Origin of the sequence: Staphylococcus argenteus (genome assembly GCF_000236925.1) — a bacterium.
GTDB classification, from domain to species: domain Bacteria; phylum Bacillota; class Bacilli; order Staphylococcales; family Staphylococcaceae; genus Staphylococcus; species Staphylococcus argenteus.
In genome coordinates this window covers 1,286,578-1,312,275 of the sequence record NC_016941.1, presented here as the reverse complement: position 1 = coordinate 1,312,275, position 25,698 = coordinate 1,286,578, and the positions used below count along the sequence as shown (strand labels likewise).

The 25,698-nt window shown below is 29.5% G+C and carries 28 protein-coding genes and 2 pseudogenes; 7 read left to right on the top strand and 23 right to left on the bottom strand.

What is annotated here, in order from left to right:
* Positions 1–76: 76 nt before the first annotated feature.
* From SAMSHR1132_RS06175 to SAMSHR1132_RS06165, 3 genes and pseudogenes are all read left to right on the top strand, one after another.
* Positions 77–1,531, top strand: a complete 1,455-nt coding sequence (locus SAMSHR1132_RS06175; RefSeq protein ID WP_000389963.1) for an amino acid permease — start codon at positions 77–79, stop codon at positions 1,529–1,531.
* A 204-nt stretch (positions 1,532–1,735) separates the two neighbouring features.
* Positions 1,736–1,839 (top strand): annotated as a pseudogene (locus SAMSHR1132_RS06170) (hypothetical protein).
* On the top strand, positions 1,814–2,128 hold the full coding sequence (locus SAMSHR1132_RS06165) for a hypothetical protein (protein WP_000580196.1): 315 nt from the start codon (positions 1,814–1,816) through the stop codon (positions 2,126–2,128). The pseudogene SAMSHR1132_RS06170 and the gene SAMSHR1132_RS06165 overlap by 26 nt, the downstream one beginning before the upstream one ends.
* 274 nt (positions 2,129–2,402) lie before the next feature.
* On the opposite strand, the gene SAMSHR1132_RS06160 is transcribed toward SAMSHR1132_RS06165, so the two are convergent.
* Genes SAMSHR1132_RS06160 through SAMSHR1132_RS06145 form a run of 4 tightly spaced genes read right to left on the bottom strand, consistent with a single transcriptional unit; the run spans position 2,403 to position 6,527 of the window.
* On the bottom strand, positions 2,403–3,206 hold the full coding sequence (locus SAMSHR1132_RS06160; protein ID WP_000186254.1) for a Cof-type HAD-IIB family hydrolase: 804 nt from the start codon (positions 3,204–3,206) through the stop codon (positions 2,403–2,405).
* A 57-nt stretch (positions 3,207–3,263) separates the two neighbouring features.
* Complete coding sequence (thrB, locus tag SAMSHR1132_RS06155; protein ID WP_000186024.1) at positions 3,264–4,178, bottom strand: homoserine kinase; 915 nt, start codon at positions 4,176–4,178, stop codon at positions 3,264–3,266.
* 1 nt (position 4,179) lies between these two features.
* Complete coding sequence (gene thrC, locus SAMSHR1132_RS06150; protein ID WP_001255450.1) at positions 4,180–5,241, bottom strand: threonine synthase; 1,062 nt, start codon at positions 5,239–5,241, stop codon at positions 4,180–4,182.
* A gap of 5 nt (positions 5,242–5,246) precedes the next feature.
* A complete protein-coding gene (locus tag SAMSHR1132_RS06145; RefSeq protein WP_000735869.1) occupies positions 5,247–6,527 on the bottom strand; it encodes a homoserine dehydrogenase in 1,281 nt (426 codons plus the stop codon).
* Between the two features lie 190 nt (positions 6,528–6,717).
* Between SAMSHR1132_RS06145 and SAMSHR1132_RS06140 the strand changes: the two genes are divergently transcribed.
* The gene (locus SAMSHR1132_RS06140; RefSeq protein WP_000868657.1) at positions 6,718–8,100 is read left to right on the top strand and encodes an aspartate kinase; all 1,383 of its coding nucleotides are present in this window, start codon (positions 6,718–6,720) and stop codon (positions 8,098–8,100) included.
* A gap of 53 nt (positions 8,101–8,153) precedes the next feature.
* On the opposite strand, the gene SAMSHR1132_RS06135 is transcribed toward SAMSHR1132_RS06140, so the two are convergent.
* Positions 8,154–8,729: a hypothetical protein gene (locus SAMSHR1132_RS06135; RefSeq protein ID WP_072292055.1), complete on the bottom strand. Its 576-nt coding sequence runs from the start codon at positions 8,727–8,729 to the stop codon at positions 8,154–8,156.
* A gap of 329 nt (positions 8,730–9,058) precedes the next feature.
* Here SAMSHR1132_RS06135 and SAMSHR1132_RS06130 point away from each other — a divergent pair, with 329 nt between their 5' ends.
* Positions 9,059–9,913, top strand: a complete 855-nt coding sequence (locus SAMSHR1132_RS06130; RefSeq protein ID WP_000011704.1) for a hypothetical protein — start codon at positions 9,059–9,061, stop codon at positions 9,911–9,913.
* A 187-nt stretch (positions 9,914–10,100) separates the two neighbouring features.
* Here SAMSHR1132_RS06130 and nucI read toward each other — a convergent pair whose 3' ends face one another.
* Positions 10,101–10,634: a thermonuclease NucI gene (gene nucI, locus SAMSHR1132_RS06125; protein ID WP_000841356.1), complete on the bottom strand. Its 534-nt coding sequence runs from the start codon at positions 10,632–10,634 to the stop codon at positions 10,101–10,103.
* A gap of 140 nt (positions 10,635–10,774) precedes the next feature.
* Between nucI and SAMSHR1132_RS06120 the strand changes: the two genes are divergently transcribed.
* On the top strand, positions 10,775–10,963 hold the full coding sequence (locus tag SAMSHR1132_RS06120; RefSeq protein WP_001027141.1) for a hypothetical protein: 189 nt from the start codon (positions 10,775–10,777) through the stop codon (positions 10,961–10,963).
* A 104-nt stretch (positions 10,964–11,067) separates the two neighbouring features.
* On the opposite strand, the gene SAMSHR1132_RS06115 is transcribed toward SAMSHR1132_RS06120, so the two are convergent.
* The 6 genes from SAMSHR1132_RS06115 to SAMSHR1132_RS06090 form a co-directional block, all read right to left on the bottom strand.
* A complete protein-coding gene (locus tag SAMSHR1132_RS06115; protein ID WP_000623462.1) occupies positions 11,068–11,670 on the bottom strand; it encodes a response regulator transcription factor in 603 nt (200 codons plus the stop codon).
* A complete protein-coding gene (locus tag SAMSHR1132_RS06110; protein WP_000670346.1) occupies positions 11,667–12,758 on the bottom strand; it encodes a sensor histidine kinase in 1,092 nt (363 codons plus the stop codon). The genes SAMSHR1132_RS06115 and SAMSHR1132_RS06110 overlap by 4 nt, the downstream gene beginning before the upstream one ends.
* Positions 12,759–12,761: 3 nt before the next feature.
* On the bottom strand, positions 12,762–13,493 hold the full coding sequence (locus tag SAMSHR1132_RS06105; RefSeq protein ID WP_000979679.1) for an ABC transporter permease: 732 nt from the start codon (positions 13,491–13,493) through the stop codon (positions 12,762–12,764).
* Positions 13,468–14,370, bottom strand: a complete 903-nt coding sequence (locus tag SAMSHR1132_RS06100) for an ABC transporter ATP-binding protein (protein ID WP_080724645.1) — start codon at positions 14,368–14,370, stop codon at positions 13,468–13,470. Before SAMSHR1132_RS06100 ends, SAMSHR1132_RS06105 begins: the two co-directional genes overlap by 26 nt.
* 173 nt (positions 14,371–14,543) lie before the next feature.
* Positions 14,544–16,025, bottom strand: coding sequence for a cardiolipin synthase (gene cls / locus SAMSHR1132_RS06095; RefSeq protein WP_001160818.1), 1,482 nt, complete (start codon positions 16,023–16,025; stop codon positions 14,544–14,546).
* A 57-nt stretch (positions 16,026–16,082) separates the two neighbouring features.
* On the bottom strand, positions 16,083–16,280 hold the full coding sequence (locus SAMSHR1132_RS06090) for a hypothetical protein (RefSeq protein ID WP_000435065.1): 198 nt from the start codon (positions 16,278–16,280) through the stop codon (positions 16,083–16,085).
* A 272-nt stretch (positions 16,281–16,552) separates the two neighbouring features.
* Here SAMSHR1132_RS06090 and SAMSHR1132_RS06085 point away from each other — a divergent pair, with 272 nt between their 5' ends.
* Positions 16,553–17,578 (top strand): threonine aldolase family protein, encoded by a 1,026-nt coding sequence (locus SAMSHR1132_RS06085; RefSeq protein WP_000622688.1) that lies wholly within the window; start codon positions 16,553–16,555, stop codon positions 17,576–17,578.
* A 553-nt stretch (positions 17,579–18,131) separates the two neighbouring features.
* On the opposite strand, the gene SAMSHR1132_RS06080 is transcribed toward SAMSHR1132_RS06085, so the two are convergent.
* From SAMSHR1132_RS06080 to SAMSHR1132_RS06025, 11 genes and pseudogenes are all read right to left on the bottom strand, one after another.
* Positions 18,132–18,281, bottom strand: a complete 150-nt coding sequence (locus tag SAMSHR1132_RS06080) for a hypothetical protein (RefSeq protein ID WP_096001310.1) — start codon at positions 18,279–18,281, stop codon at positions 18,132–18,134.
* Between the two features lie 22 nt (positions 18,282–18,303).
* Entirely contained in the window at positions 18,304–18,858 is a 555-nt protein-coding gene (locus SAMSHR1132_RS14100; protein ID WP_000440737.1) for a hypothetical protein, read from the bottom strand.
* Positions 18,825–18,953, bottom strand: coding sequence for a hypothetical protein (locus SAMSHR1132_RS06065; RefSeq protein WP_031786973.1), 129 nt, complete (start codon positions 18,951–18,953; stop codon positions 18,825–18,827). The genes SAMSHR1132_RS14100 and SAMSHR1132_RS06065 overlap by 34 nt, the downstream gene beginning before the upstream one ends.
* A 64-nt stretch (positions 18,954–19,017) precedes the next feature.
* Complete coding sequence (locus SAMSHR1132_RS06060; protein ID WP_001217013.1) at positions 19,018–19,215, bottom strand: hypothetical protein; 198 nt, start codon at positions 19,213–19,215, stop codon at positions 19,018–19,020.
* Positions 19,215–20,564 (bottom strand): annotated as a pseudogene (locus SAMSHR1132_RS13775) (minor capsid protein). Before SAMSHR1132_RS13775 ends, SAMSHR1132_RS06060 begins: the two are co-directional and overlap by 1 nt.
* Positions 20,565–21,400: 836 nt before the next feature.
* The gene (locus tag SAMSHR1132_RS06050; RefSeq protein ID WP_000477486.1) at positions 21,401–21,817 is read right to left on the bottom strand and encodes a hypothetical protein; all 417 of its coding nucleotides are present in this window, start codon (positions 21,815–21,817) and stop codon (positions 21,401–21,403) included.
* Positions 21,818–22,328: 511 nt separating this feature from the next.
* Complete coding sequence (locus SAMSHR1132_RS06045) at positions 22,329–22,514, bottom strand: hypothetical protein (RefSeq protein WP_000006110.1); 186 nt, start codon at positions 22,512–22,514, stop codon at positions 22,329–22,331.
* Between the two features lie 427 nt (positions 22,515–22,941).
* A complete protein-coding gene (locus tag SAMSHR1132_RS06040) occupies positions 22,942–23,052 on the bottom strand; it encodes a hypothetical protein (RefSeq protein ID WP_001788716.1) in 111 nt (36 codons plus the stop codon).
* A gap of 709 nt (positions 23,053–23,761) precedes the next feature.
* Positions 23,762–23,968, bottom strand: coding sequence for a hypothetical protein (locus SAMSHR1132_RS06035; protein ID WP_001002337.1), 207 nt, complete (start codon positions 23,966–23,968; stop codon positions 23,762–23,764).
* Between the two features lie 296 nt (positions 23,969–24,264).
* Positions 24,265–24,489, bottom strand: a complete 225-nt coding sequence (locus SAMSHR1132_RS06030; RefSeq protein ID WP_080724647.1) for a helix-turn-helix domain-containing protein — start codon at positions 24,487–24,489, stop codon at positions 24,265–24,267.
* A gap of 714 nt (positions 24,490–25,203) precedes the next feature.
* A complete protein-coding gene (locus SAMSHR1132_RS06025) occupies positions 25,204–25,377 on the bottom strand; it encodes a helix-turn-helix domain-containing protein (RefSeq protein ID WP_042355160.1) in 174 nt (57 codons plus the stop codon).
* Between the last annotated feature and the right edge of the window lie 321 nt (positions 25,378–25,698).

The following is a 25,698-nucleotide window of genomic DNA, read 5'->3' as shown; positions in this document are numbered from 1 at the left end:
GTGTTAAAAAGTTATTGAATAGTCTACTTAAAAAGCTTACAATAATGGGTATATTTAAATAGATGGGAGACTAAATATGGAAGATAATAAAATGAACCGTAGTCTTAATTCTAGACACATTTCCATGATTGCTATAGGTGGTGCAATTGGAACTGGTCTATTTGTCGCTACAGGTAGTATAATTTCACAAGCTGGACCCGGAGGCGCTATATTAGCCTATTTACTTATTGGTATTATGTTGTACTTCTTAATGTCTTCTATTGGAGAATTAGCAACATTTTATCCAGTATCAGGCTCTTTCAGTTCATATTCAACACGTTTTATAGATTCATCACTTGGTTTTACAATGGGATGGTTGTATTGGGCATTATGGTCATTAGTTACTAGTGTTGATGTTATTGTGGCGTCAAATGTACTTTATTTCTGGGACACATTTAAATTTTTCCACCCCATTACTTGGAGTTTAATATTTATTACCATTTTACTATTATTAAACATTTTTTCTGTAAAATCATTCGGAGAAACTGAATTTTGGTTATCATTAATTAAAGTAATTACAATTATAGTATTCATTGCATTTGGTATTTTAATGATCTTTGGTATTTTAGGCGGTCATAGTTATGGCTTTGAAAATTATACAAAAGGCGATGCACCATTTGTAGGTGGCATTTCAGGGTTCTTAGGCGTATTACTAGTTGCAGGTTTCTCTGTCGGAGGAACCGAGGTAGTAGCTGTTACCGCTGGTGAATCTGATGACCCTAAAAAATCAATGCCTAAAGCTATTAAGCAAGTTTTTTGGCGCATACTATTGTTCTATGTGTTATCAATTGCTGTAATTGCTGCAATTATTCCATATACAGATCCATTATTATTAAATGAAAGTGGTTCTGTAAGTCAAAGTCCGTTTACAATTGTCTTTGATAGAGTTGGTATTGCTTTTGCAGCATCTGTTATTAATGCAGTAATTTTAACATCATTATTATCAGCTGCTAACTCGGGCGTTTATACGACAGGTAGGATGTTATATTCACTAAGTGCAGATAATAAAGCACCTAAGTTTTTAAGTAAATTAAACAAAACTACAAAATTACCGCTTCGAGCATTATTAACAACATACGCTGTTGTTATTATTGTAATTGTTTATGCGAATTATAATGCACATGCTGTATTTAACTTATTAAAAATCATCGGTTCAATGGTAATAGTTGTATGGGGTTCAAGTATTTGGTCTCAAATCCGATTAAGACAAGCAATTAAAAAACAAGGTGAAGATCCAAATAAAGTACTTCCATATAAAGCACCGTTTTATCCATTAGGTCCTATCATTGTTATTGCAACTTTAGCATTCTTATTACTTGGTAGTTCATTTGAAAGCATGCTAGAAAATGATTGGTTGAGTGTGTTTAGAAACTTCTTACCTTTAATCATCTTAGCAATTATTTATTTTGTTCATAAAATGATTCATAAAACAAAGTTTGTTAAACTTGAAACTATCAATTTAAAACCACATGATTATGATAATCAAAAATAATTAAAACAATATAAATATAAAACCCCCTTTCATTCACGACAGATGCTTCAAACATTTGATAGCATTTGTCGTGTTATTTTATATGTTGATTTGTCAAATTAAGCGCAACAGTTCATCACTTAAAACTTCATATCATTACGGTGATGCGGTCCATTTTAAGTATTTAGTATATTAACTAGTATTCTGTTCATTTTTATTCGCACAATATTTACATTCTTTATTTTAGATATTTTGCAGATTGTGTATAATATAGATAAGAATAACTTTTCAGGGGTGAATTCAATGATTGGACAAACAAATTTATTTGATGATATATTAAAGCAAGATGAAAGATTTGTTATTGTGGTTCAAGCATTAGAAGAAAAGAATGGCCAATTATTAAAAAGAACTTTAAGGGAGTATCCAGGTTTAGATCATAAACAAATGAATGATTTATTTACTCATTTAAAGGAATTGTTTTTAGAAGAGTCTTTTGCAGAAAACCAATCAGCTTTTAGTATTACAGTATATACAAACTTAGACTATACTGCTGACCAAATATATGCACATGTAAAACGATTCAGAGGAAAACACGATTGGACTCAAACAGCTAAATAATTACCGTACGCTTGCAGTGCATCTAACAAACAAGTTAGATTGTCGCTACTTTTTTAGTTATACAATACGTTTCATTAAGAAGGTGCTTTTACACTTAAACAATTAGATCATTATGATTTTTAAAAGTTTTGCATTACATCTAACGCATTTCAGCATTTATTTCATATATTTAAACAATAAAAATCATCAACACAATAATATAAAAACATAAATTCAAAAGCCTAAACACTAGATTTTCCAATGAAATATCATGTGTTTAGGCTTATTTTAAATCTTAGAATAAATTTTTTAGAGCATGTGGAATACCGTTATTATTATGATCTAACGTAACTTCGTCTGCGTATTCCTTTAATTCGTCTGAAGCATTTCCCATTGCAATAGCTAATCCTGCTACTTCAAACATTGATTTATCATTCATGCTGTCACCAAAAGCAACAACTTGATCAACAGTAAATCCTAATTTATGACATAGCGCTTTAATCGCATTACCTTTTGAAACATCTTTAGCCATAAATTCTAAGAAAAATGGCTTACTAGTAGTAGCATCTACATTATCATTGAATACACCGTTTAAATCAATTCTAGCTTCTGTAATATTCGCAACATAGTCTACACCCATCACCTTAGGAACATCATCTTGAATATACGCTTTGATATCATCTACACGTTTCATAGGTAATCCTGTTAATTCCGCTTCGATGTTCATATACTCATGTTCACTATCGTAAATAATTTGTCCTTCATGATATGTAAGTACAAAGAAGTCTCTATCTCTACAATAATCAACAATTTCATCAAAATCTTGCTTACTAATAGATTTACTAACTTCCACTACTTCATTTGCCATATTAATCGTCTTACTACCATTATAACTAATAATGTAGCTATGGTGTTCTGGCAATTTCAATTCTCTAGCTGTTGGAATCATACCTTCTGTTGGTCTTCCAGATGCTAATACAACATAAATCCCTTCATCTTGTATCGCTGTTAAATATTTTGCAGTTTCTTCTGAAACAACATTATCTGAATTTAGCAACGTGTCATCCATATCTAAAACGACTGCTTTATAATTCGTCATATCGTATTAAATCTCCTCTCTATTCTACATTTAATACTATTTTACAATATAAAGCCTCTATTGGTATACAATTCGTTCTATAACACCACTTATATTAATATCGACCAATTCAGAATGACATGATACTACCTTACTATTTAATGATCGAACTAATTTCCCGCTATTTTCTTTTCGACTAAAGATTAAAATTGATGGCCCCGCACCACTAATAACTGTTGCATATGCATTGTGTTCATTCGCAATCGCCTTAACATCTTCAAATTCAGCAATTAAATGTTGACGATATGGTTCGTGGAAGCCATCTTGCTGCATAAGTTTACCAGCTAATTCATAATTATGCTGAGCCAAAGCACATATCATCGTATTACTAATCGCACTACATTTAACTGCTTCACTATGTGTTAATTTCTGAGGTAATGCACGTCTTGATGCTTCAGTTTTAAGTTCGTAAGTTGGTATTGTTACAATAAGATCTACGTCTGGTTTATCAATATGTGCAACCGATGTTTCTTTCGACACATCATTATAATATCCTGCAATGAGTCCGCCATAAATTGTTGGTGCAACATTGTCAGGATGACCTTCAATTTCCGTTGCTAATTGCAACACTTCATGTCTCGATAATTGAATATCTCCAAAGTAATTTGCAATATAGATTGCGCCCACTAAAGCAGAAGCGGATGAACCTAATCCTCTTGCTAAAGGAATATCACTACGCATCTCGATACATAAATTAGGCAAATTTACATCATATTTAGAAGCTACTCGTTGTGCAACTTGATAAATAAAGTTTGTTTCATCAGTAGGCAATTGCTTTGATGCATCATCACGAAAAATATATTCCCATTTTGTACCAGGCGTTTCCATTACAGACAGATACAAAAATTTATCTAAAGCCATACCTATAGAATCAAAGCCAACTCCTAGGTTGGCTGTTGAAGCTGGAATTGTTAACTCCAAAACATTAGTCATGTTATAAAGCTCCTTTTATATATTCAATAATACTATTCTTATCATTAGGTAATGGCTTAATTGGATTATCTAATAGTGAAATAGCAGTATCAGGGTCTTTTAATCCATTGCCTGTTAGTATTGCAACAACTTTTTTACCTTGAGGTAACTTACCTTGTCTATGCAATTTAATTAAACCTGCAATAGAAGCATTACTAGCTGGTTCGCTAAAGACACCTTCCTTAGTTGTCATTAATTGATAAGCTTCTAAGATTTCTTTATCTGTAACACTATCAATTAAACCGTTTGATTCACTCAGCGCATTTGTCGCTTTATCCCAGCTTGCAGGATTACCGATTCGAATAGCAGTTGCAATTGTCTCCGGGTTTTTAATGACTTTATTTTGAACAATTGGTGATGCACCTTCAGCTTGGAAGCCAAACATCTTAGGTAATTGAGAACCCTTAGATTCATGATATTCTTTAAAACCTTTCCAATATGCCGTAATATTACCTGCGTTACCTACAGGAATTGCTAAAATGTCAGGAGCTTCACCGTCTAGTTGTTGTACAATTTCAAAAGAACCAGTTTTTTGGCCTTCAATTCTGTATGGATTAACAGAGTTCACTAACTCAATTTCTCCGCTTTTAGCAATTTCTTTCACAATCTCTAATGCTTCGTCAAAATTCCCCTCAATTGAAACTATCTCTGCACCATACATTACCGCTTGAGATAACTTTCCTAATGCAATTTTTCCTTCTGGAATAACAACTATTGCCTTTAATCCAGCTCTTGCTGCATATGCAGCGGCGGATGCCGACGTATTTCCTGTTGAAGCACAAATAACAATTTTCTTTCCTTGCTCTTTAGCTTTAGTGACAGCCATTACCATACCACGATCTTTAAATGACCCAGTTGGATTGGCACCTTCATATTTAACATATAAATCAATACCTAACATTGCTGACATATTTTCACAATGAATAAGTGGTGTATTCCCTTCATTTAAAGTTAATTTAGGTGTATTTTCGTCTACTGGCAAATGTGCCTTAAATTCTTCTACTAATCCTTGCCATCTTCTCATTTTAATTAAACTCCTTCTACCGGATATACTTTTTCAACTAAATATCCATGCTTAGTGATTAATTCTTCTGGTGATGATTCCAATCCAATTATGACAGCTACATATGAATCATCCTCATAATTTGCTACGCTTAATGATTTATGGAACGGTAATATCGACTTTAATTCATTTTCAAACTTTTCTATTGAATCATTAACATTTTTAATAACGACATAAAAATTAGATTTTTCTTTAATGTTAATTTCTGCATCAGAATCCATCATCTCACGTGTCTTATCTGTCTTTAATTCAAAATGAGGCGGCAATGTATGTAAATCTGATTCAAAGAATAGTGCTACATTTAATAAATCACTTACAACTGCACTACCTGTTGCTAAACTACCTGCCCCTTTTCCATAAAACATCGTATCACCTACAGCATCACCAATGACATAAATCGCATTATACTCATCTTCTACTGCTGCTAATTGGTGTTTCTTGTCAATTAACGTCGGCTCCACTGAAGCATTAACTTTGCCATTTTCATATATTCCCTTACCGATTAATTTAATTTTATACCCCAATTGATTAGCAACATTAATATCTGTTAAAGTTACGCCACTAATCCCTCTTCGTTTAACGTCGTTTAATTTAATGACTTGGTTAAATGATAAATATGATGTGATAACAACTTTACGTGCTGCATCTACCCCTTCTACATCATCAGTAGGATCTGCTTCTGCAAAACCAAGTCTTTTCGCCTCATCGAGTGCTTCTTCAAATGTCGTTTGTTCCTTAGTCATCTTAGATAGAATAAAATTAGAGGTACCATTTAAAATTCCCATAAATTTAGAAATATTATTCGCATTCAAACCATTATTTATGGCATTTACGATTGGAATCCCACCTGCAACACTTGCTTCAAACTTTAAAGCCACACCATTTTCTTCTGCCAAATCTTCCAAAAGTTTTAGGTGAACTGCTAGTAAATCTTTATTTGCAGTGATGACATGTTTTTTATTTTTCAGTGCTGTTCGTAACCAGTCAACAGTTGGCTCAATACCACCCATTACTTCTACAATAATATCTAATGAATCATCATTTAAAATTTCATTAACATCTTCTGTTAAATGATATTGGCTTATATTTAATGGTCGTTTTTTTGATTTATCACGAACAAGAATATGTTTAATTACAATATCTTTATTTAATGTGTCTTGAATTTGCTGCCTGTTCTCTTCGATGATTTTTACTACACCAGACCCAACAGTACCTAATCCTAATAATGCTATATTTAATTTTTTCATGTTATGTACCTCCGTTTGTGCTTTTGAGAAAAACAAATGTATTATTGAAAAACACTAGATGATAGTATAGTATAGAATTATTCTTTATTTTTGTAAAGTTCGTAATATTCAAAATATAAATACATAATATCATTCTTACTTACAAAACTGAATACAATTTTCTGATTTTTTAGAAAGGTTGGCATGCACTATGAAAGTTTCTAAATTCGGTGGTAGCTCCGTCTCTAATGCTACACAAATAAAAAAGGTTTTAAATATTGTTAATTCTGACCCTGAGCGAAAAATTGTAATCGTTTCTGCACCGGGAAAAAGACATGACAATGATGTTAAAACGACTGATTTATTAATCAGATTATATGAAAAGGTCATTAATCATCTTGACTATCATGATAAAAAAAGAGAAATTATTCAGAGATATGATGATATTGTAAAAGAATTGCAGATGGATGAAAGTATTTTACGAACGATAGACCAAACATTAGAACACTATATTGAACAATTAAAAAATGAACCAAAAAGATTATTAGATGCATTACTATCTTGTGGGGAAGATTTTAATGCACAACTGATTGCTTTATATAATAATAGTCAGGGCATTCCTACAAAATATGTATCTCCAAAAGAAGCGGGTATTTATGTCACTGACGTTCCACAACAAGCACAAATTTTAGATAGCGCTTATGAAGAAATAAAGAAATTGCGAAATTATGATGAGAAACTAATTATCCCAGGATTTTTTGGTGTATCACACGAAGGTTATATTGTAACTTTTCCTCGCGGTGGATCTGATATAACTGGAGCAATTATTTCAAGTGGCGTTAGAGCTACTTTATACGAAAATTTCACCGATGTGTCTGGTATCTTTAAAGCTAATCCCAATATTATCAAAGATCCTGAACTCATTGAAGAAATTACTTATAGAGAAATGCGTGAATTGTCATATGCAGGATTTAGCGTTTTCCATGATGAAGCATTGCAACCACTATATAAGGATCGCATTCCTGTCGTTATTAAAAATACGAACCGCCCCCAAGATAAAGGTACTTACATTTTACATGATCGTGAAATCAACGCTAAAAATGTAATCAGCGGCATTAGCTGTGACAAGGACTTTACTGTAATTAATATCAAAAAGTATTTAATGAACAGACAAGTAGGTTTCACTAGGAAAATTCTTGGCGTCTTAGAAGATAATAATATTTCATTCGATCACATGCCCTCTGGCATTGATACTATAAGTATTGTTATGCGTTCAAAACAAATTCAAAATAAAGAAACAAAAGTTTTAAATGAGATTCGTAAAAAATGTGATGTTGATGAACTAAGTATTGAGCATGATTTAGCCATTTTAATGATTGTCGGTGAAGGTATGAATAAAGTTATCGGCACAGCAAATAAAATAACACATGCCTTAGCTAAGTCCAAAATCAATTTAAAAATGATTAACCAAGGTGCTTCTGAAATCTCGATGATGTTCGGTATTCATGTAGATGATGCTGAAAAAGCAGTACTATCTACTTATGAGTTTTGCTATCATGGCATAGAATTAAAAAACTTATGTGATAAAAAATAATAAAAAGCAATTCATAACACGTTTTGTCATATCCGTTATGAATTGCTTTTTATTTAATTATTTATAGTTCTCTGAATTGCATCTTTAATACGTTGCTCACCTACTACAAATTTTAAAATAAAAAATTGATAGTAGCTTAACGCATCAATAACACGTTTATAATTAGAATATTGATGATACTGATGATGTTGCATTAAATCATACATTAAAACGATTTCCGGCTTGATGTAATCGACATCCCAATTTAAACTATGAAAATAAATATTACTCTTCGGAATTCGTACATTTGGATCTAACCTAAAAATCCATTCATCATTCACTACATCATAAACATAAATACTCATAATTGTTGTATCGTTAAATTGCACATATACTCGTGCTATTTTTGAAAGTGATAAATCATTTTTAGCTATCGGTTGGTCTTGTTTATCTATGTATAGTAAAACATAAGTTTGCGGAATAACTTTCACAATATCACTCAAACGCTTACGTTCCACGCATATTTCAACAATAGAAGGTAATTTTAATTCATCATTCAAGAAAAGTTGCATGGCAACTTCACCGTGAAATTTAAATAATTGCGATGATGTTTTCATTAAATTTTCTACTAATTGTTCTTTAGCATTTATTTCATTCACTCTCAAATACACCTCCTAAGCAAGCGCTTTCACAAATTTCATTATACCTTTTAAAATTAACGAATTCAATCTCGAAAGTATATCAATTAAAACAATTCATTTATAAAAGTTCAGACATATCATAAATTCGTCATAAAGTTGAATTCACGAATCTTTCACGTCATATTCATTGAACATCAATTTCTGTCAGTTTATAATTTGATTATAACAATGGTGAACTAAAATCAACTAATAAAAATGTGGGAAATTGAATAACAATTAATCTATATTAATTATTATTGTACACAAAGTTAAAGAAGTCAAAAAGGATTGGTGAAAAAATGTCTTTTTATATTGTACTTATCATTATCATAGTAGCATTAACCGGTATTTTAGTTTTAAATCAAAGGTACAGTAACAGTAAAATCGATACCGAGGTCTACGCTAGAAAGCAACTCATTAAAAAGAATAAAGCATTAAGTGCTGAAAATGCTGAACTAAGAAGCCAAATGCTTAGTTCTAATAATGATGTTGGACATCATGCCTATAAAAATGCTAAAAGAGAATTACGTAAGATTTTAGATAGTTATCTTGAAGAAGGAAAATTAAAATATTACGATATTATCGTGACTAGCAATTTAGCGACAAAACATCCATTTTTCGAGTTTGCACGTTCTTTTGATTTTATCATTGTTTCAGATATCGGGTTGATAAATGTTGACGTTAAAAGTTGGGGTGAAAAAACATTTTATCACTTCGATGTACCAGATGAACATGATACAGAAATGAGTAATAGTAATATAGAAAAAGTGGTTGGTCATTATATAAGTCAGCAATACCACGATCAGTTTAATTCATCAAGAAGCGCAATTTATACATTTACAGAAACTGTTCAACCAAATCGTGTTGTTTATGACTTTTATGATTATGATCCGTATCAATTAGCAGCGAATAATGCTAAAGCATTAAAAGATCATATAGAGCAAAACTTTAACTTTAAAGTCCAAAGTACGGGCGTCATTTATTTTAGTGATGGCACAGTTAATATTATTCAAGGTTCCGAGGAACGAGACAAGTACGTTGATACTGTTTCCACTAAATCGTCTTTACGACGCATTATAAGTGAAGCAATCGAGCTTTCAAAACACCCTCTCAATAAAGATCAAGTGGACCAAATTACAAGTATTTTTAAATAAAGTAAAAGGCATAATAATCAATTACACTCAGTACGTACAATGATTATTATGCCTTTATTATGTTCAATTAACTATGATAGTTTGTTTTCAGTACCAAAATTATTAAATCAAAAATTGGATGATATGTTAAAATCCTTCTTTCTAACACGTTTAGATATGACGATTTTTTCTACCAATACGTCTTTAATTATCTACTCCAAATATTTAATTTCTGTTGTTTAGCTTTGTTTTGCGCCTCTATAAATACATTCCTATATTTACCATTTGGTGAAAAATACTTCTCTCTAGCAAGCCCCTTTTCCACTAATTCCTTATTGTACATACGATTTTTACTTATCCATACATACGCCAATGTTCTACCATAGCGGTCTTGCTTTTCTTTATCGTATTCTAAATAAACATCTTGATTCGTTAAAGTCTTCTTACTATAATTTGATGCTTCCTTACCAAATGGCTGTACAGGCGTATTCGGTTTAACTGTTTCAGGCGTATCGACTCCAATGAGTCTAACCTTAATTTCCTTGCCGTTTTGATTCGCTATGAATGTATCTCCATCGACGACTCTTTGAACATGCACTTTTTCTTTACCTTTTAAATCTTGGACACTTTCTTGATTTGATCCTTTTTTAAAAGGACCAGTATGATTCATAAATTGGAACGCCAAAACACCTACAATAATGATGGCCACCACAATCATAGTAAGCGATTTATTCGACTTCATTTTGCCACCTACTTCTAATTTTTTCATTCCGATTAATCATATAAAAGTTAATAAATAACGTCAATAGTCATATCTATATATTTCAATATTTTAGAACGCTATAGCATGCTATAATAATATTTGTTAAGGAGTGAAAATGAATGAACATTTCAAATGAAAATACAGTCACATTGATTGCAGTAATTATTGCAATTATCATTGGTATTTTCCTACAAATATTTTTCAAATTACCATTAATAGTTACTGCCGTATTATCTATTTTATTGGGTATCTTTGTAGGATTTATTGTTTATCTAATTGCCTCGTTTTCTAAAAAACGAAACAAATAATTCACTAGCATGACTTGTGAATAACAAAATAAAAGTATTGAGTATGATTTTGTTCTGGTTCGTTCCCAGTATTAAATCAAGACACTCAATACTATTATTTTAATTTATATCCACCCTTTTTCATTCGCCTTTTTCCAAGCATCAAAACGATTATCTGCATATAACTTATCAATAATTACTGATGTATAATTCCTAACTGTTCCATCTGACAAAAACAATTTTCCGCTTATTTCTTTACTACTTAAACCATTGCCAATTTCCCTTAATACTATTTGCTCTTTTGGAGTCAAAGGATTTTTATCTTTGAAAAATGAAGTCATCAACGTAGCACTGTATTCTTTCTCACCGCTATTTACTTTATTAATGGTTTCCACCAATTCTTCTATAGAACGTTCTTTTAAAACATAAGCATCTACATCATTTGCAACAGCTTTTTCAAAATATCCCGGCCTTTTAAAAGTTGTTACAATAATCACTTTAATATTTAATTGCTTTTTCCTAATTTCCGATAAAACTTCGAGACCTGTCATACCGGACATTTCAATATCTAAAATAACCACGTCAGGATTATATTTTTCAATAACTCTATATGCATCGAGTCCATTATCCACATCAGCTAAAATTTCAAAATCGCCATGTAGTTTAATTAATTGAACCATTGCCTGTCGCAACATATTTTGATCTTCTGCAATAATTATAGATATCATGCTATTCCTCCTGTTGAGATTTCGATGATTATTTTAGTTCCATTTGTTGAGTCGACTGCTAAAGTTCCGTTTAAATGTTGTACACGCTGCGAAATACTTTTTACCTCGCAATCACTATCAATACCTTTGCCATCATCCTCAATCATTAGCTGCAATTTATGATTGTTTACTGTTTGTAATTTGCCATGAACTTTTGAAGCATTCGCATGTTTAATTACATTATTTATCGCTTCACGTGCAATCATAACTAACATGGATTGTTTGGTAGGACTCAATACTTGTGCCAATTCTTTATTTTCAAACGTAAAATCAATATCAGCATCTTTTAAAACCTTACCTAAACTATCAATCTCTTCAATAAATGATGGCAATTTTATATCATCAATAATTTCTCGAACTTTGTTTAGTGATTCACGAGATAATTTATTAATTGCTAATAATTCAGCTTTTGTTTTTTCTATATCCGAATCTATAAGTTTATAAGCTAACTCTGATTTTAATGATAAACTTGCAAACACATGTCCTAACGTATCATGTAAGTCTTGCCCTATTCTATGTCGCTCTTGTTCAGCTATTAATGTATTAATATGTCGATTTTTTTCTTCTATCTCTTTTTGATATTCACGATTTTTCATTTTTTTGAAATTATCTAGCATTATTAATAATATAACGACATAATAAATCATTATTGAAACAAAATAGTCGTTATAAAAAGAAAAAGTAATTATTAAACATATAATCAGTGTTAGTATAAACATGTACAATGAAACTTTTTTAACACTCTTTTTAAAAGTAAAGGGAATAGCAAAGGCACTGTAAAAGAAAAACAGACTTAAGATCGGATGTATAAATAATACAAAATAGCAAATAATGACATAATGTGTCATTAATAATATGTAAAGTGTTAAATGATTAAGTCTATTATTTAGTGTAACTAATATAAAATACGACACTGAAAAAATACTAACTAGTATGATATACAACCATTTTGGCCCATGTATTTCATTGAAAAAAATACCAGCAATAGGAAAAATCAGATAAAGTAAAGAGGATAGTTCAGCAATTGAAGTACCTTTTAAAAATTTCATTTTTTATTCCGCCTTTTTAAAACTTCTAATACAATACACTGCTATTATACTTCCTAAAGCATACAAAATTATTATACCAAATGATATTAAATTGATATGATGATTCGATGCAATATCTACACCTAATTTACGCAAATGATAACTTGGTAAAACATGTGCAACATGCTGAAGCCAATTCGGAAACGTGTTTATCGGAAACCACAATCCACCTAATACTGCTAATCCAATTGTTACGATATTAGCTAAAGCACTTGTTTTTTGAATATCATTTAATAAAGAAAATAATATGCCAAAAGTTATTAATAGAGATGCACCTAACCATAAAAATATTCCTGACTCTAACCATTGACCTGCACTCATTGCAACACCTTTATAAAAATGCCCAACCATAAAAATCACTATTATCGCTATTCCAAATTGCATCATAGTTTTTACTACTTTTGAAATATAATAACTAGTAAATGTAAATGGTGTTACCATTAATTTTTGACGCCATCCATTTTGTTTTTCATTAATAATGTCTAATGGAAATGTTAGTAAACTAAAACTTAATAAACTATAAACTGTCATACTATACATATATTCTTTATAAAATTTCGGTTTAACATCTTCTGGCAAATCCAATATCGAAGTAAATAATATATAGAATATAACGGGAAATAAAATAGATAATATTATTGTTGTTTTTTTACGCATTAAAACTTTACATTCAATTTTCAAGTAACTTAGCATCATGTGTAAAACCCCTTTTCTCATTATTGTTAAAGTATGAATCAACAATAGATACTTTTTGAATTTCAATATCATCCAAATTAATATGAAGTTGTTGAAGATATAAAATCGTATCATTAACATTTGAAGTAATAATTTTTATTGTGCCATTATGATTTTTTTGAATAACTAAATCATTTTTATCTAACTTTAATTTTCTTTTATATTCATCGGATAACGTAATCTGAGATTGTTGATTTGTTCTAATATGTGACGTTAAATCATTAAGTATTATTTCTCCATTTTCAATTAGAATAATTTTGTCAGACATGCGTTCGACTTCTTCAATATAGTGTGATGTATAAAGTATCGTTCGATTTTCTTCTTTTAAATTTTCAATCATTGACCAAAAATACTCTCTAATCTCTATATCCATAGTCGATGTCGGTTCATCTAACAAGATTAATTGTGGTTGTCCGATTAAGGATAAAACAAAATCAAGTAATCGTTGTTGTCCTCCAGAAAGTTTATTAGCAAATTGATTCAATTGATTAGAATCAAATTTCGTTAGTCTTATTATTTCTTCCAATGGCAATGGATTTTCGTAAAATGATTGATATAATTTGATAATCTCAATTACTTTTAATTGATCAGGGAACATCGTTTTTTGGAACATTATACTGCGATTTTCACTTTGTAATAACTTGTCTTTATCAAATATCTCACCAGAATTAGCTTTAACTTTACCAATTAATATATCAATCAAGGTTGACTTTCCTGCACCATTTTTTCCTATTAAAGCGATACATTTACCTTGTTCAATATCAAACGAAATATTTTTTAGTACACTCCGTTTATTATATGACTTGTTGATATTTGAAATATGAATCAATTTAATCACCTCTATGTTTTTCTTAACTTAAGATTAGTAAAGTTAATTGATTTAAAATAGAATATCTTGTCATAGATTTAAAATGACAAATGTCATTGGAAGGTTTACATAATAAATTTATTGTTAAAATGTTTAGAACAAAATAAAAAGAGCCTCTATAATTGAGACTCTTTACAAATAAATTATAAAATTGGCGATACTAATTTTGCTAACGATTCTTTAAATTTAACTGACAGTGGTCTATTGGCATATGATTCTTTAGTTAACTGTTTTGATTTTGTAATATCATGTTCATAAGCTGCTCTTAAATCTTTAGCAAGCTTCTCATCATATACAAAAGCATTGACTTCGAAATTCAACTCAAAACTTCTAAAGTCCATATTAGCAGTACCGACTGAAACTATTTCATCATCTATCAAACACATTTTAGAATGTATAAATCCATTTTCATACGTATAAATTTTCACGCCACTAGATAATAAATCTGATGCATTTGAATATGTCGCCCAATATACTAATGGATGATCTGGCTTACACGGAATCATTAAGTGTACATCTACACCTGATTTAGCTGCAATCTTTATAGCATTAATATAAGAATTGTCTGGAATGAAATATGGTGATTGTAAATATACAGATTTCTTTGCGCTCATAATCATTTTTGTATAACCATATTCAATTTGATGCCAATCACTAGCTGGACCACTTGCAGCTATCTGAATTGGTGCATTGCCCAATGGTTCATTCTTTTTAGGAAAATACTTTTCATCATATTCAAACTGTGGTCGGTGCGCTTGAGAATTCCAATCTAAAATAAAACGTAATTGTAAAGCGTCGACCGCATCACCTTGAATTCGCAAATGCGTATCTCTCCAATATCCCAATTTACCTAAACCTAAATATTCATCGCCAATATTAAATCCTCCGACATAGCCTAATTGACCATCTATAACGATGATTTTTCTATGATTTCTATTGTTCATACGGAAATTTAATAGTGGTAGTTTAGACGCAAAAAATGCTTCAACTTCGCCACCTAATGATTTAAAGTGATCGAAATTCGCCATCTTAACTTTCTTTGAACCAACGTCATCATATAAAATTTTTACTTCTAAACCTTGTTTTAATTTTTCTTCTAACGCTTTTAAAATTCTTTGACCTAAGCCATCTAAAGCGAATGTATAATACTCTAAATGGATATATTCTTTAGCATTTTTAATATCCTCTATAACTTGATCATATAAATCATTACCATCAATGAAATGATCAATTTTATTATTTTCAGTTAAAAATCCATCTTGATCCATTAAAAGCATACGGACCAAATCATGATGTTTTTGAACTTGTTTATTATCAGTACCATAATTTCCTTTATCAAAGCTTTCTATTTGTTGTTTTAAAAGGTCATCGAAATCTGTTAACACGTTACCATTGTTTTTATTCAATTTGCGTGCAGAAACGGTTCTTCCAAAAAATAGGTAGAGGATAAAACCAACTAATGGCAAAACAAAAAGTACAAATAGCCATGCCCAAGTTGAGCTAGCTGTACGTCTATTTCTTTCTAAAAAAATAATAATAAACGCTAGAACCAAATTAATGATAAATCCAATGGCTAAAATGATGGTAAAAAGTGTTCCTAAATCATTTGAAAATGTAAATTGCATAGTCTTTTCTCCTATAAAGAAAGGCACAAAAAATATTTTTGCACCTTTCTCATTATATTATTTATTCACAGATAAAGTTAATATTGCATTGAATTCTTCTTCATTATTTGGGAATGTTCTTTCTTCTATTTCCTTAATAGTAACATTTACTAATTTTAAATTTGCAGCTTCTTCAGAACTCAAAAAAGCATTAATGTTTGTTTCTAATACCTCTAATGATTCAGCTGTAAACGTTTTAAGTTTTATTTGTTCCATTTTAATCCCCTCTTTTCTCTATTTCTTAAATCATAGAACTTTTATCATTAAAATTCAATCATTATTGTGTATATTATCTTTAGTACGTAGAAGATTATAAAAAGCATTATTTAATTTTATTAGTTGGTTGTTTAATGTATAATATATTTATTCAACTATACTGGATGCCAATAATATAATTATACTATTAAAGTTTATTTTTAATTTTAAAGTGGTGTTTCGACTTAGTTCATCATATTAAAATGATTAAGTTAGTTTTAGGGGGAAAAATAGTGATCTCATTTGAAAATGATTATTTAGAAGGTGCACATGAAAAAGTATTGAAACGACTATTGGATACAAATCTTGTACAAGCTTCAGGATATGGCTTTGATCAATTCACAGCACAGGCAATTGAAAAAATTAAAGATACAATTGATTGTCCTAATGCTACAGTTCGTTTTTTAGTAGGAGGAACACAAACCAATCAAGTCGTCATCAATTCTATGTTAGAAAGTTTCGAAGGTGTAATATCAGCAGATACGGGACATGTTGCAGTACATGAAGGTGGTGCTATTGAATACAGCGGTCATAAAGTAATTACATTGCCATCTAATGAAGGGAAAATTAGCGCTTCAGAAGTTGAAGCTTATATGGAAACATTTAAAAGTGATTTTAAAAAGGACCATATGGTATTCCCAGGAATGGTATACATTTCACATCCGACTGAATATGGCACTCTATATTCTAAGTCTGAATTAGAAACACTTTCCAAAGTATGTAAACAATATAAGATTCCATTATTTATGGATGGTGCACGATTAGGATATGGTTTGATGAGTGACCAATCAGATATGACTATTAAAGACATCGCTAAATATTGTGATGTATTTTATATAGGTGGTACAAAGATTGGTGCGCTATGCGGGGAAGCTATTGTTTTCACGAAAAATAATGAGCCGAAACAATTTACAACTCGAATCAAACATCACGGCGCCCTTTTAGCAAAAGGACGGTTAACTGGTATACAATTTTTAGAATTATTTACGGATGATTTGTATTTTAAAATAAGTAGACATGCTATCGAAATGGCAAATAAGATGAAACAAGGATTTATAAATAAAGGCTATCGTCTTTACTTTGATTCTCCAACCAATCAACAATTTTTTATTTTAAGTAACGAGAAAATAGCAGCGTTAGAAGAAAAAGTTAAATTTGCTGTTTGGGAAAAATACGATGATCAGCATCGTGTTGTAAGGTTTGCAACCAGCTGGGCGACAACCGAAGAAAATTTAAATAAATTATTAGATTTGATTTAATAACGTTGAAGCGTGTCATCTGGCGATTCACTTTTAATTAAGCAAGTTCAGTTGAGTAGTTATGTTTATTGGCTTGTATATGAACATGTAGATATGAAACCGTGCATTTGAAATTGTTGATGATTTGAAATTACAGTCCACCAAAACAAGATACCATAGATTGTTGAGTATCTTGTTTTGTTTTATATTTTTATAAAGGTAAATTTGCGCTGTATTTGCTTTAATTTGAAGAAATTAGAAAAGTATTATGATGGTTGTTGTTATTTTATGAAAGAAGTGACCTATTAACAATTGAATTACTTAATCTATTTTGGTAGGAATATCGATGTTTATTTTAAATGGAATGCACTATTTAAGTTTTTAATATGGACATGTTTATGACTTTTGGATAATCAGATTTTTATAGGTGTGCATGTTTACAGATAAGCTTTGTGTTTAAAATTGAGCTTAGGGAATCGATTGGTTTAGATGAGGATTTTGTTGAAGGTGTGCGGCTTGGTATCCTTAGTTGTTATAATAACGCAAAAAATAGCACCACTTTCTCTTTATCTGTTTAGAAAGGATGCTGTTTATCTTTTGAATTTGAATTCTTATTCGCTTTTTCTATACGTTCAAATTCTTCAACTAATTCTTTAAAAGATTCACTCAATTCTTTTGCAGTTACATTTCCATCTAATTGAGAATCTAACATAATTAATATCATCTCACTTTATATTTAATCATATTTATACTATAAAATTTTTCAATAATTTTTCAATATGGCTATCATTAATAATATTAATATGCGTAAAATATTTAGCACAAAATTTACTCACTATTTTACCTTGAAACCTATCTGACTTGGTAATAAATTTTACTTGTCCTTTATTAGTAACGATTGTCATTGATTTTATTGATGGATGCTTAAAAAATGTAAATAAATCATATTCTGAAAAACCTGACTGACCAGGATGGTTATGTAACATAATAATTGTATTAGGTTTACTGTTAAATAACAATTCGGTTGCTTTTTCCCCTGGCACAAAAGATACACTATCTTGTCCGCCATATACTTTTGTAACTTTACCACCTTTTAATAAATAAGCTACTTCATTGTTTTCTCTGGCGTCTTTAATACGTTCATCTGATTTTTTGTGTTCTCTAGATATACGCTCTTTAATCAATTGTGATACTTCTTCTTGAGAAAATGTTTTCTCATTCTGTTGTGATTGTTCATCACTGTTGTCTAGTTGCTCTTCGTTCTGAGTTACATCAGTAATATTACTTTCATTTCTTTCCATGAGATATACCTCCGTTTATAGTCTGTCGACTGATATTCCATACTTGCTTTTAAAATGTCATCAGCACGTTTTGGACAATAAAAAATAACCTTCACATTAGAAGGTTAAAAAAATGTATAAAAATAGCACCACTTTCTCTTTATCTGTTTAGAAAGGATGCTATTTTGTAATTATTTGTATGTCTTTAATTTCAGAGTCATCTATAGAATATATACCCATTGAGGTCTCTAAATCCATTACGAAATTCCCAGTATCACTTTCGATTGGGTTTTCAAAATTAATGACATTTCCAACTATATTATTATTATCTTTTAAAATTACTTTAACTTTATGACCATAGGCCCTTGCTATTCTCATTATTCAACCTCCTTTTTAACATATGGAACCACATGTGTTCCTGTTCTAGAATAATGTACTTTTCCAAAAGTTGTATCTATATATTTACCTTCTACAAATGATTTTCCAATTACAAATTCAAAATCTATGATCTCTTTTTGATTAAACTTACCTCTTAATAATAAAATTTCACCTGTCCCTACTTTGTCTGATAATAATTCATTAAGTTTTTGAATTGATACAGTAGTATAACTTGGTAATAAATAATTATTTATTATTGCTTGTCTTTTACTATTTTTAAACAATTGATGATTTTTGTTATGTCTATTCTGTTTTTCAGGATTTATTTCTATTTTTATTTTACCACTTTCAATCATTTCTTTCATCTGGTTTTTAGCTTTTTCCTGTAATTTTGCTTCTTTTACTTCTACTTGATACTTACCTTCACGCTCTTTAAAGAACTTATCTCGCCAACTGCTGACATGTGGCACTGTGGTACTTCTACACCAAGGATGCATAGGTGGTGCATTCACACCTGGTATCATATCTTTAACTTTAAATATTTTTCCGTTGAGTGAATGACATAATTTAGATGTTTTACTATCTATTTTGGCAACATATTTATATTTGCCATCTTCGCCTAAATCTTTAAGATAAGCTATCTTTTGTGATTCTGTTTGTACACGTGCTGATTCGGTTACTAACAATCTACTGGCGTTATAAGAAGTAGAATTGGTTTGCTTTTTAAACTCAGAAACAAATTCATTAGGATGTCGACCACGAATCAGTACATGACTAGTAATCTGTTCTACCTCTTTTTGTACCAATGCCATATCTTTCCATATTCTCTGTGACCATGTCACACCTTTAAAGTTACTATTAACCACTGCTTTTACTTCAGCATCATCTATCTTTACATGTTCACCTAAAATATGCGCTTGTCTTTCCACTTCTCTATCCACAGCTTCAACTAAGTGATCTTCTAGTTTACTTTGAAGATTCAATCCAGTATCTCTGACAATTAAGTCAAGCTGTTGCTTTAATAATTGCTCTCGTGAAATCTTCATTGTTAAGTTATATAACTTTAATACACGATTTGCTTCTCCACTAAAGTCTTTACGTCGAACATACATTTTAGCTTTATGTCTAAATGCCTTTACGTCAAACGTATCAGCATTTTTCTTAACTTCTAACATTGTTAATCCAGCAGTGGTTGCATATTTGGCATAAAATGCCAATAATTCTTTAGCAATTTATGCATACATCTGTAAAATAATTCGTTCTATCTCAGTTGTTGCTTGTGCATCCGCTTGTATTTCACTCTGTATGACATTTTGAGCTCGTTCTAGCCAATATTTTGAATTATTCATTATATTGGCCACCTAACCTTACAATAGTCATACTAATCTCTTTCCTATTCAGATACTTGAGTTCTGCTCTCAAAAAATAGAGTTTTATTATATTATATGATGATAAAATCCCATGATTACGGCTTTTATCACTATATGTTATTTAATGTTTTTTATTTTGGTGCCCAATTTTGTCATTTTTAAAAACTGGGCAACTAACAAGGCTCTATCCCTTATGTATCAAGAGATAGAGCCTTGTTTTTTAATCTTCATTCATTATTTCTAATTGTTTTTGAAAATTTTAGAGTTTTTCCGCAATATCAAAACTTAATTTTTCAACAGTTCTTCTGCCTCTTCTGATTCTTCTTATACTCGCTGGGGCTACACCCGTTTTTTATCAATTTCATACACTGATAAATTTGAGTTTATTAATTTTTTCATTGTTTCTATTAACATAATTTTTCATGAACAGGCTAAAGTTTTATTTTAAGATTATATAAAAGGCAAATATTAAAGCTAAAATTCCGATTAGATAATTAATAAAGATTTTTATTCTAGTTTTAGTTAAGTTTGTCATTTCCATCACCTCGTAATATAATACGAGGGAGGGGATATCCCCCCTCTAGAAAAACATTTTTAATATTGTGGCAAGTGTTGCAAAGCCTAAAGTGTAGTTGCGGAAGATTTCGCTTTTGGCTTTTGCGATATTTGTCATTTTTTCTTCTCTTTCCAACCTGTTTTGTATCCAACACTTTTTTTAAAAACTTTTTTCGTTTTTTTACATAAAAAATAACCGCATCAATAAAGGTACGGTTATTACTTATTTATATTCAGAACAATATGTTTGACCTTTTTACTTAGCTATTCAAAAGTTCTTTCTCAGTTTTCTTAAGTCTTTCTTTTTTATCTAAACCAAGATGTAATACATATTTATATGTTTTTTCAATAAAATTATTAACTTCTTTTAATGAGTCAAACATTTTATATTCAATATTCTCAAAGTAGAAATTATTAACAAACTTTTTCTTATAACTTTTTAATGATTGATTAGTTTGTTCGAATTCACATTTAAGCCCATCCAAAAACATATTAATAAGTTCTAAATTGTCTATTTCATCATCAAATGATAAAATTTTTCTTCTTTGGGTTATAAATTTAATTTCATTCTTATGATAACTTTCTCCTATAATTTCAAATGCCACACCTACAGCTAAATTACTATGGAGATAAATATCTGGATAATAACTTAAAATCGAATAATTCACTTTGAACATAACAAATCACTCCTTGTACAGTGGTGAAGCAAGTATTATTATTAAATTGTAGGAGTGAAATTCCCTCCTGACTGATTAACGCTCGAATGTCCATTCAATCTTTATAAAGTAGAGATTTATTAAGATTAACAATTTGGTACATTTGAGCTTTTTTATTTCCTTCACTCGCATCTTCTTAAACTTATATGTTCATTATACAAATATAAAAAGCTATAACAATTTAATGGAAATGCCCCCTTCGAAGTAGACATTGAAAAAATGAAAACTTTGAAGAGAGTATTTCAAGACGTTCCATTCCAATTTATTTTATCATTTAAAACTTAATACTTTTTTTCCCTTATTTGACGCTAATTTCGTGCAATAAATTCTAAATAAAACGACATACTCCTTTTTCACAAATTGGAATCTACTATTTTTGTATTTTAATTATTATAATATCCATTCACCATATGATTTTTATTAATAGTTAAATCAAATAAACATAGCTTGATTAATTTATACAGTAGTTATATTACAAAACTTTATTGGCATATTCATATAATTTTTCTGTTGTATTCAGGGTTAGATTATCTACTTCGCGTTTGCCCTGTCTTAATTGTGAAAGTACATATTGAGAAACTCCAGTTTTTTTAGAAATTTCATATCCTGTTAAATTACTTTCAATTAATTCAATTATCTTTTTCTTGTATTCTGACATTTTTTCATCTCCATATCTGTACAATGTTTTCTGCTTTTTTTCGAAATTCTGTGAACTTAACGTATTTTTTATTTATAAATGATTTTTTTATTTTTCTATGCATTAATGGTTATCATCACTTCATAATAGTTAAATTTCATATTATCAATTTTTCTTTCAACATATTAACGACTTTTCATCATCAATTACTTTGTCAAAGATAAACGATTTGTCTTGTATACCTTACGCCTTTTACTAAACTTCAGTGTTTAGTATTCATTGAAGTTTACAACCACTTCTAAAGTTTTACCTTTTATGTATTTTTATTAGATTAGTGTCTTTCAGTATTCAAACTACTAACTCCAGTAGTCTATTAAATTTGAGATATTGAGATATCTTTAGACTTTAATTTTTCCGGAGTCATATAGACTTCTCAAATACTATACATTTATTTCATAATTTTGAACCCTAATATTACTAAAATAATTATAAACGTCCCTATTAAAAATTCTATTTTCTCTTTTTTATTTGTTTTTCGGACTTTAATAGTCATCTTCATTTTACTAATGGTAAGAAAGTATTATTTTATTCAAAGAATATGATCCTGTATTAAATCAAACCTCACATTCTTATTAGTTTGCAAATTCAATAGTTCTATCCGAATTGAAATCAAAACATTCAAACTATTTTATCGTTTTAACTTCCTCAACCATTTTCACCTCCTTATAATCTATATAAATTATGTTTAACACACGATTCTTTACACCCGAAGAATTAATTTTGTAAAGAAACATTTAGCCATGTAACTTTGTAATAAAAACATTTTCAAATAAGCGTACCAAAATCTTTCATGAAATAAAGTATACTTTTCAACTCTATTAATTTTAGCATCATAAGACCAAATGCAATATTACAATATAATTATCACAGATCGCTATATATGTCAATCGAACAATTTAATACAAAATAAATATAAATAGGACAATATAAAATGATGCACACGTAAAATATTACTTAATACGATTATTATAAAACGCTGCAATAAAGCTAATTTAATTACTGTATTTATCCTTTTATATCATCAGTTAAAGACCTTTCAAATTTTTATGGAAATGATAATATAATAATGTACACTTTTGATTGTTTAAGCATGTACAATTTTTAAAACCTAAAGATAATTTTATTGAGGTGGACAAAACGTGGACAGACAACCTGGAAATCAATAAAAGTCTGAAACCTTGTCCACCTAACCTAACAAAGTATATTTATTAGCACTCTGTTTTATGTTCTACTGCCCTTTGGTACTCATATAACTTGATTATTGTTTTGAATTTTGCATCCCTTATTTGAGTATTGCCTACCTTTAAATCTGTAACTGTTTGACGTGGTACACCTGAATTTTTTGAAATACTATATGGTGTATTGTTAGCTAATAACTTTTCTATTTCACTTATAATCGTTTCGATCTCATTCATTTTTAATCACGCTCACTTTCTATTTATAATTATAATACTCCTAATGCAATAACTACGTTTAGCAATACATTGTTTCTTCGTAATTCACAAACTAGTTAATTTATAAACAAATACCTAATAGTATTGGAGTTTTTTTATTATATATTGATAAAATTTCTTGTCTCCATCTGTTCTATATTATTTTATTTGATAATTTTTTATTTATATTCACATTAAATTATCCATATTTAATATACTTTAAAATTAGATAATTTAAAAGGCTCATTCCTTGATGTATCAAACGATAGGTCCTTATTTTAATCTTCAATCATTGTTTCTAATTGTTTTTGGTAATTATAGAGTTTTTCCGCTGTTTCTAAAGTTAAATTTTTCACTTTTCTTTTCCCGCTTCTTAATTCACTTATACCATCATAAGAAACACCAGTGTCTTGATTAATTCTATAATTAGATATTGATTTGTCATTTAGTAATTTTTCTATTGTATTATAAATTTCTTTAAACTGGTTCATAATTTTTGTCAAAATGAAAAAATAGTTTATTTTTTTCTAGTTAAATTAATAATAAATAATATTAAAGTTGCAATGTTAAGATAGAGAGTTAATTTTTTTCCTTAATTCTCTTGTCATAAATACCACCTCCCTATTTAATGTGGTAAAGGTCTTTTGCCCTTTACCTTTTTAAAAGAACGATTTGATAAAATTAAGTACTTGAATTATTATGCTCGTCACAGCTATTCGAAATTTAATTTTGCTATTCGTTCTTTTTCTTTAACCATTCTTATCATTTTTCCTCCTTTCCTCTTTATAGTTATTTAACATTCCACAAATTGGTGTAAGTCATATTTTTGAATTCCCATATCCAATGACAAGATTTATAATTTATAATTCTAAATTATAATAGCCTATATTTTTCAAAATCTCTTTGTTTTATGTTTAACATCCATCTAAGAGCACCTAATGGTTTTTATGTAATGTAATAAACATTTCCATTTATACATATACATCTTGTAAAAAAGAAAGAACTCCATATATACTCAAAAGGTATACTGAAGTTCTATATATTATATAAAATCATTATACTATTTTGAAAAACATACGTAAATCACTAAACATGATTTCTTTCACTTTTAGAAAACTTTTAATACTATAAAAACACCCACTCAGTCACTAGTTTGGGCAGTTATTGTATGCCTATTGAACTCAATGCTTATATTATAATACCTTTTTAGCATATTCTTATAAGATCTTTGCATTCTTTAAGCTTAAATTTTCAATTCTTCTTTCTCCACGGCGCATAGCATTAATATTACCGTAACTTATCCCAGTATCTTTATTAATTTGATAACTCGTTATCTCTTTGTTTTCTATCAATTCTTTGATTGTATTGAATATTTCATCATAGCAATTCATAAATTAGATGAGGCGAAAATTTTTAATTTTTTAGAATATCAATAGTAGTATAACTAAAATGAAAATACCGATCGATAAACAAAAAGATAATTTTTGTTTTGTTTCTCTTTTCATATAGTATTACCCCCTTAATAATGAGTAGTAAGGCCCCTCTTTTCGGGGTCTTATCTTAGAACGTTCTGCAAATGAATTCGATGAGAAGTAATATGAATGTGGCTATTTTCAAGTAATACTCAACGTTTTCGCGACGTTCTTTTATCGCCTCATCTCATCACCTCCAAATATATTAAAATTCATGTGAACTAAAATATAAAATGGTCT

What these genes read in the sequence shown, in the direction of transcription:
- SAMSHR1132_RS06175 (WP_000389963.1), top strand. Translation starts at nt 77, where the DNA reads ATGGAAGATAATAAAATGAACCGTAGTCTTAATTCTAGACACATTTCC.
- SAMSHR1132_RS06165 (WP_000580196.1), top strand. Translation starts at nt 1,814, where the DNA reads ATGATTGGACAAACAAATTTATTTGATGATATATTAAAGCAAGATGAA.
- SAMSHR1132_RS06160 (WP_000186254.1), bottom strand. Translation starts at nt 3,206, where the DNA reads ATGACGAATTATAAAGCAGTCGTTTTAGATATGGATGACACGTTGCTA.
- thrB (WP_000186024.1), bottom strand. Translation starts at nt 4,178, where the DNA reads ATGACTAATGTTTTGGAGTTAACAATTCCAGCTTCAACAGCCAACCTA.
- thrC (WP_001255450.1), bottom strand. Translation starts at nt 5,241, where the DNA reads ATGAGAAGATGGCAAGGATTAGTAGAAGAATTTAAGGCACATTTGCCA.
- SAMSHR1132_RS06145 (WP_000735869.1), bottom strand. Translation starts at nt 6,527, where the DNA reads ATGAAAAAATTAAATATAGCATTATTAGGATTAGGTACTGTTGGGTCT.
- SAMSHR1132_RS06140 (WP_000868657.1), top strand. Translation starts at nt 6,718, where the DNA reads ATGAAAGTTTCTAAATTCGGTGGTAGCTCCGTCTCTAATGCTACACAA.
- SAMSHR1132_RS06130 (WP_000011704.1), top strand. Translation starts at nt 9,059, where the DNA reads ATGTCTTTTTATATTGTACTTATCATTATCATAGTAGCATTAACCGGT.
- nucI (WP_000841356.1), bottom strand. Translation starts at nt 10,634, where the DNA reads ATGAAGTCGAATAAATCGCTTACTATGATTGTGGTGGCCATCATTATT.
- SAMSHR1132_RS06120 (WP_001027141.1), top strand. Translation starts at nt 10,775, where the DNA reads ATGAACATTTCAAATGAAAATACAGTCACATTGATTGCAGTAATTATT.
- SAMSHR1132_RS06115 (WP_000623462.1), bottom strand. Translation starts at nt 11,670, where the DNA reads ATGATATCTATAATTATTGCAGAAGATCAAAATATGTTGCGACAGGCA.
- SAMSHR1132_RS06110 (WP_000670346.1), bottom strand. Translation starts at nt 12,758, where the DNA reads ATGAAATTTTTAAAAGGTACTTCAATTGCTGAACTATCCTCTTTACTT.
- SAMSHR1132_RS06105 (WP_000979679.1), bottom strand. Translation starts at nt 13,493, where the DNA reads ATGATGCTAAGTTACTTGAAAATTGAATGTAAAGTTTTAATGCGTAAA.
- cls (WP_001160818.1), bottom strand. Translation starts at nt 16,025, where the DNA reads ATGCAATTTACATTTTCAAATGATTTAGGAACACTTTTTACCATCATT.
- SAMSHR1132_RS06090 (WP_000435065.1), bottom strand. Translation starts at nt 16,280, where the DNA reads ATGGAACAAATAAAACTTAAAACGTTTACAGCTGAATCATTAGAGGTA.
- SAMSHR1132_RS06080 (WP_096001310.1), bottom strand. Translation starts at nt 18,281, where the DNA reads ATGATATTAATTATGTTAGATTCTCAATTAGATGGAAATGTAACTGCA.
- SAMSHR1132_RS14100 (WP_000440737.1), bottom strand. Translation starts at nt 18,858, where the DNA reads ATGGAAAGAAATGAAAGTAATATTACTGATGTAACTCAGAACGAAGAG.
- SAMSHR1132_RS06060 (WP_001217013.1), bottom strand. Translation starts at nt 19,215, where the DNA reads ATGAGAATAGCAAGGGCCTATGGTCATAAAGTTAAAGTAATTTTAAAA.
- SAMSHR1132_RS06050 (WP_000477486.1), bottom strand. Translation starts at nt 21,817, where the DNA reads ATGTTCAAAGTGAATTATTCGATTTTAAGTTATTATCCAGATATTTAT.
- SAMSHR1132_RS06045 (WP_000006110.1), bottom strand. Translation starts at nt 22,514, where the DNA reads ATGTCAGAATACAAGAAAAAGATAATTGAATTAATTGAAAGTAATTTA.
- SAMSHR1132_RS06040 (WP_001788716.1), bottom strand. Translation starts at nt 23,052, where the DNA reads ATGAAGATGACTATTAAAGTCCGAAAAACAAATAAAAAAGAGAAAATA.
- SAMSHR1132_RS06035 (WP_001002337.1), bottom strand. Translation starts at nt 23,968, where the DNA reads ATGAATGAGATCGAAACGATTATAAGTGAAATAGAAAAGTTATTAGCT.
- SAMSHR1132_RS06025 (WP_042355160.1), bottom strand. Translation starts at nt 25,377, where the DNA reads ATGAATTGCTATGATGAAATATTCAATACAATCAAAGAATTGATAGAA.